This window comes from Corynebacterium sp. 045007, from assembly GCF_040743205.1.
GTDB lineage: Bacteria > Actinomycetota > Actinomycetes > Mycobacteriales > Mycobacteriaceae > Corynebacterium > Corynebacterium jeikeium_D.
The window spans coordinates 60,626-66,665 of record NZ_JBFLKW010000016.1 but is presented as its reverse complement, the minus strand read 5'-3'; the positions used below and the strand labels follow the sequence as shown (position 1 = coordinate 66,665).

Below are 6,040 nucleotides of genomic sequence, written 5' to 3'. Positions count from 1 at the left end.
GCAATGGGTTTGATGGCACTGTATTTCGTTCGGCGGGTTTGCTTCACTACTTCTCCTGGTCGAAAGTGGTGATGCATTCACCGCCTGAACCTACCAGGTCATTTTTGTCATAAACGCAGTCAGTAACTCGCATTGGGGTAAGTAGCGAAGGGTGCCCGCCCGCCGACGCGCCGGTCGACACGCCAGGCGGACATATTTTTGCCTATTAAACCGATTTTGGTTTCTGAAAGTTTTAGTTGAACCGTTTTAGGAGAACCACTGAGTCGGAGGTCCGGCCATCAGCAACAGTGTGAAGACCACGGCGAGAACAATCAGGATGACGAATGCCGAGATAAACGGGCGGCGAATAATCATCGCGAGTGCCCACTCGAAAATGCCCTGTGGCTCCTCGGATTCGTCGGTAAAGCGCCAGGGCCGATCCAAGAGGCCTGCCTTCAGGGTGTTTCGTTCAAACGGATAGGTTGCGAATGGAATGATAGAAGAGGCGAGGCCGATGACACCGCGGCCAAAGCTCCACTGCTGGTTGATCCACACCATGATGGTGGTGACTACGTAGCACAGGAACGTAAAACCGTGGATGCCGCCGAAGATGGTGGTGGCGATGTCAGTGACTTTGAACAGGTACTTCAGTGCCAGCCCCAAGAGCAGCAGAGCCCACGTGACCATTTCAGCTGCAGCGAGAACGCCGTAGAGCTTCTTCGGTGAATTCATGGTGTTAAACCTATCAGAACCAACGGTTGGTACCCCGTGTAGCTACGATACAAACAGCTGTTCGAAATGTGGTATTAGTGGAGAGGTGAACTATCGAGCTGGATCTCTGCGGGTGATGGGTATCGACCCTGGCCTTACTCGTTGTGGTCTCTCCATTGCGGAAGGTGCTCAGGGCAGGAAAGTCATTCCCATTGCGGTGGGGGTCGCCCGCACACCAACCACGGCATCGTTGGAGGATCGTCTTCTACGGCTTTCCAATGCCGTGGAGCAGTGGATGGATGAGTACGAGCCGGACGTGGTTGCGATGGAACGGGTATTCGAGCGCGGCAATGTGTCCACCGTAATGCAGACTGCGCACGCGGTTGGTGTCCTTGTCCTCGCTGCGGCGAGACGCGGTTTGGAAGTGCATATGTACACGCCGTCGGAGGTAAAGAAGGCGCTTACCGGCAACGGTCGGGCTGATAAGAAGCAGATGACCATGATGGTGACGAGAATCCTCGGGTTGGAAACTCCGCCAAAACCTGCGGACGCAGCGGATGCGTTGGCCATCGCTATCTGCCACTGTTGGCGTGGTCCGGTTCTGCAACGCCAGCGCGACACCTTGGCTGCGCTTGCTAAGCAACACGAGGAGCGGGAGTTGGAGCTTTCTCGCCGTGAGAATCCCTCGCGGTAGGGGAGCCTGCTAGAGCACACTTGTGAGTTCGGCGTTTATCTCGGTGTCTTTCGGGAAGCCGTAGTGAAAGGAATTGTGAGAAGTGATTGCATCTCTACGCGGTGAGGTTATCGATCTCGGTGCGGACTATTGCGTTATCGAGTGCGGTGGTGTCGGGCATTTGGTCACCATTACGGGCAGGTTAGCTTCTCAGTTGGTGAGGCATGAGCAGACTTTCATGTTGACCACAATGGCGGTTCGTGAAGATGCGATTACGCTTTTTGGTTTTGCCAACTCGCAGGAACGTGAGATGTTTGCGCTCTTGCGCACTGTCTCAACAGTGGGGCCAAAAGTAGCGATGTCTGTTCTATCGGTACTGTCGCCGGCCGAGATTGCCAATGCGGTTGCCTCAAAGAATGCCAAGGCCCTCCAGGCGGCTAACGGCGTCGGCAAGCGATTGGCGGAGCGCCTGTTGGTTGAGTTGAAGGATAAGGTCGAGGTTTTCGCGGATAGGGCGGTATCCCAGCCGGAGGAAGCTGCAAGCGGAGCAGCGCCTGGCATTGTTTTGAAGGCAGATCTGGATCAGGTCGTTGGTGCTTTGGTCGGGCTTGGGTTCCCGGAAGCTGATGCGAATGAGGCAGCGGAGACCGTTGTTCGGATTGATCCGACCTTGGATACATCAATGGCGCTGAAGGCGGCGCTAAAGACATTGGGCGAAAAGTAAATCCAGGTCGAGGACCTGCAGCTACATTGATGATGAAAAATGGCAGTGCACTAGGATGAGGGGACTATGAGCGATATCGAGCGCACGGAGTTTAACGTGTCGGGCAATCCCTTCAGGGACTCTTTAGGTGGAGCAGCCAACGACCATTTTGGCGGTGGGGGAAATGGTGCACAACGTGATGTCGATGCCCGTGCTCAGGTCGAGGAAGTCGATGCGGAATCGAACCTGCGACCAAAGTCGTTAGGGGAGTTTATCGGCCAACCCAAGGTCCGCGAGCAGCTGGATTTGGTGCTCTCCGGGGCACGGGGACGAAATGTGACTCCGGACCACATTCTGCTGTCGGGACCTCCCGGCCTGGGTAAGACCACCATGGCCATGATTATTGCGCAGGAGATGGGGTCCTCCCTGCGAATGACGTCCGGTCCGGCGCTTATTCGCGCTGGCGATTTGGCAGCAATGCTATCGAACCTGCTCGAGGGCGATGTACTCTTCATTGACGAGATCCACCGCATTGCCAGGCCCGTGGAGGAAATGCTCTACATGGCAATGGAAGATTTCCGTATTGATGTCATCGTGGGCAAGGGGCCTGGAGCTACGTCAATTCCACTCGAGATTCCACCTTTTACGCTGGTAGGCGCAACGACGCGCTCGGGTATGCTGACTGGCCCACTGCGTGACCGTTTCGGTTTTACTGCGCAGATGGAGTTCTACGAGGTCGAGGATCTGACAAAGGTGGTTACCCGTGCCGCTGGGATCCTCGGGGTGGATATCAGCCCAGAGGCTGCAGTGGAGATTGCCTCGCGTTCGCGAGGTACCCCGCGAATTGCCAACCGTCTATTGCGTCGCGTTCGCGATTTCGCAGATGTTCACTCCGGTGGCGTTATTGATCTTGGTGCGGCCAAGGCCGCGTTGATTGTCTTCGATGTCGATGAGCTTGGGCTAGACCGCTTGGACCGCGCAGTGCTGACTGCCCTGGTCAAGGGGCACGGTGGCGGCCCGGTGGGCGTGAATTCCCTGGCGCTGGCAGTGGGTGAGGAGCCCTCGACTGTGGAAGAAGTGTGCGAGCCCTACCTGGTCCGTGCCGGGATGATTGCACGTACATCGCGCGGACGTGTTGCAACTGCCCGAGCATGGCGGCACTTGGGGTTGCAGCCTCCGGAGGGAACTATCGGAGAATAGCTTTCTCATCGACCTGGCCGGGGCAGTGTGGAATTGCTAGCTGGCAATTCGTTAAACTCGGCAGACATGGATCAAACTATTCTCCTCCTACTTATTTTCTTGTTCCTGGCGCTGCCAATTTGGCAGATCATCAAGCAGAACAAGCAGGTGCGCACCATTCGGGACATGCAGGATAAGTTGGCCCCGGGCGCAGAGGTCATCACCGGTTCCGGTATGCATGGTGTGGTCGTTGATACGACCGAAACAACCGTCGACCTGATTATCGCTGACGGCATCGTGACCCGGTGGGAAAAGGGCGCCATTGCCCGCAACCTCACCACCGGTACCGGAGCTAGCTACGCTCACCGTGATCGACGTGGCCGTGTTTCCGATGCGCCAGATGACCACGTCGGCGACGTCCAAGAAATCACCGGCCACGGTCCGGCTGACAATGCAGCTTCGGACATCAATGAGCAGGTCGAGAACCCGAATACTCCGAGTACCCCGGATAACCCGGGTACAGACGGTTCCACTTCCACCGAAAAGCAGTAGTAGTTCTTTGCACGCCCACGCCCCGTCGGTTTGCATGCATCCAAGCTGTAGCGTGCGCCGTGGGGTTAGCGGGCGCGTCCCAGGTTTCGCCGTCGGCAAGCGTGGGCAAGATTTTCACTAAATAGGTACAAGTCAAAACCGGCGCACTACGCTAAATCGGTTATTCTCTAGCGGTTGGTGTTTATAGCTTTGCTTAGCGACGCCCGCAATGCCTCTTCCTGGTATCGCGCGATTTCGCGGTGCGGTTATAGACCTGCGTTTCTACCCGAAACGCTTAAGTACCTAAACGTCACGATTCAGGAGACTTTGCTTTGAACAGCAAATCCAGATCCGGTGCGAATACATTCAAGAGGAACTGGCCACAGTGGCTGTTGGCACTGTTTGTCGGCTTCCTCATTCTTACGTACGCACTCGTCTTTTTCACCGGCGGCGGATCAGCCAAGCCAAAGTTGGGCATCGACTTGCAGGGTGGTACCCGAGTAACCTTGGTGCCGCAGGGCGAAAAGCCGACGCGCGATCAGCTGGACCAGGCTCGCAAGATTCTGGAGAACCGCGTAAACGGCATGGGTGTCAGCGGCGCTCAAGTTGTCACCGACGGTGACACGCTGGTCATTACCGTGCCGGGTGAAGACTCACAGGAGGCGCGTACGCTCGGCCAGACTTCGCAGCTCTTCTTCCGTCCGGTAGAACAGCCCACCCAGGGCCCTGATGAAGCTGCCTTTGGCGAGGTAGTTAAGAAGACTGCTGAAGATTGGGTGTCAGTCGGTGTCCTGTCGAAGGAGGACGCCACCAAGCGTGTTGATGACCTCTACAAGGACATGAACGAAACGCAGAAGCGTGCAATTGATGCCTTCAAGGAACAGAACCCAGATCAGCCGGTTCCCGAGGAGCTGTCCAAGTCGCTGGGCGAGGCCCCGAAGTTGGACGCAACAGCTCCGGCAAAGCCGGCGAACTCAATTGAAGCGGCCGAGCTGCGTACGAAGGTTCGTGACGTGCTGTTGGCGACTCGCCAGTCCGAAGACCCAACGACACAGTTTGCAGCCGCTGCGCTGATGACCTGCGATAACCGCGATGCAGTTGATCCGCTACAGGGTGCCGATGACCCGGCCAAGCCGCTGGTGACCTGTGCGCCCGAAGGCGGTAAAGCCATCTTCCTGGGCAAGGCTCCGCTGTTGATTGGGCAGGAGGACGAGGCCAAGGGCCAGCGTCTGTCCGGCGACGCTATTGATACCAATGCGCCGATTAACGGTGGTTACGATCAGCAGTCTGGTCAGATTCAGGTCTCCTTTAGCTTCAAGTCCGGGAAGAATGACACCGGCGCTCGCACATGGACCAAGTTGACTAATGACTACCTGCAGCGGCAGGTCGCTATCGTGTTGGACTCGAAGGTCATTTCCGCCCCGGTGATTCAGGAGGCAACCCCAGTTGGTTCTGCCACCCGCATCACGGGCGACTTCTCAATCGACGAGGCACAGGGGCTGGCCAATAACCTGCGTTATGGTGCACTGCCGCTGTCGTTCGCAGGTGAGGACGGCGAGCCGGGCGGCACCACCACGACTATCCCGGCCATGCTTGGTTCGGCTTCCTTGGAAGCCGGTCTGCTTGCCGGCATTATCGGTATCGCCCTGATTGTCGTCTACGCGATTGCTCTCTACCGCGGCCTGGGCGTGATTTCGCTGGTTTCGCTGGCAGCAGCTGGAGCGATGGTCTACGGCGTCCTTGTCCTTCTTGGTCGTTGGATTGGCTACTCGCTCGATCTCGCTGGCATCGCCGGCATCATCATCTCTATCGGCGTAACGGCTGACTCCTTCATCGTCTTCTTCGAACGCATTAAGGACGAAATCCGCGCGGGTAGAACTTTCCGCTCCGCGGTTCCGCACGCTTGGCGACGAGCACGGCGCACCATCCTATCGGGTAACTTTGTGTCCATCATTGCGGCTGTGGTTCTTTACATCCTGGCCGTTGGCGATGTCCGCGGTTTCGCGTTCACACTTGGTCTCTCCACAGCATTCGACATTGTGACGGCTTTCCTCGTGACTGCGCCGTTGGTCATCCTGGCTACTCGTAAGTGGCCAGCTTTGTCCAAGCCGTCGATGAACGGCTTCGGCTCGGTCATGGAGATTGCACAGAGGAATAAGACTGTAGCTGCCGGTAAGAAGGCCGGAGCCTCCGATGCCTCCGCCAGTACGGCTGCCGACACCGGTGCAGCTCACTCCAGCGCGAATGAGGGGAAGTAGGAATCC

The 6,040-nt window shown here is 57.1% G+C and carries 6 protein-coding genes; 5 read left to right on the top strand and 1 reads right to left on the bottom strand.

From position 1 onward, the window contains the following. Window positions 1-246: 246 nt before the first annotated feature. The gene (locus AB1Z34_RS08825) at window positions 247-711 is read right to left on the bottom strand and encodes a DUF3817 domain-containing protein (protein WP_049190796.1); all 465 of its coding nucleotides are present in this window, start codon (window positions 709-711) and stop codon (window positions 247-249) included. 115 nt (window positions 712-826) lie between these two features. Between AB1Z34_RS08825 and ruvC the strand changes: the two genes are divergently transcribed. From ruvC to secD, 5 genes are all read left to right on the top strand, one after another. Beyond that, window positions 827-1,384, top strand: a complete 558-nt coding sequence (gene ruvC, locus AB1Z34_RS08820; protein WP_048731311.1) for a crossover junction endodeoxyribonuclease RuvC — start codon at window positions 827-829, stop codon at window positions 1,382-1,384. An 82-nt stretch (window positions 1,385-1,466) separates the two neighbouring features. Beyond that, complete coding sequence (ruvA, locus tag AB1Z34_RS08815) at window positions 1,467-2,087, top strand: Holliday junction branch migration protein RuvA (protein WP_048731308.1); 621 nt, start codon at window positions 1,467-1,469, stop codon at window positions 2,085-2,087. Between the two features lie 66 nt (window positions 2,088-2,153). Beyond that, the gene (gene ruvB / locus AB1Z34_RS08810; protein WP_070438353.1) at window positions 2,154-3,266 is read left to right on the top strand and encodes a Holliday junction branch migration DNA helicase RuvB; all 1,113 of its coding nucleotides are present in this window, start codon (window positions 2,154-2,156) and stop codon (window positions 3,264-3,266) included. A gap of 66 nt (window positions 3,267-3,332) precedes the next feature. Beyond that, the gene (yajC, locus tag AB1Z34_RS08805) at window positions 3,333-3,797 is read left to right on the top strand and encodes a preprotein translocase subunit YajC (protein WP_272715456.1); all 465 of its coding nucleotides are present in this window, start codon (window positions 3,333-3,335) and stop codon (window positions 3,795-3,797) included. A gap of 311 nt (window positions 3,798-4,108) precedes the next feature. After that, window positions 4,109-6,034, top strand: coding sequence for a protein translocase subunit SecD (secD, locus tag AB1Z34_RS08800; RefSeq protein WP_070602553.1), 1,926 nt, complete (start codon window positions 4,109-4,111; stop codon window positions 6,032-6,034). The last annotated feature ends 6 nt before the right edge of the window (window positions 6,035-6,040 follow it).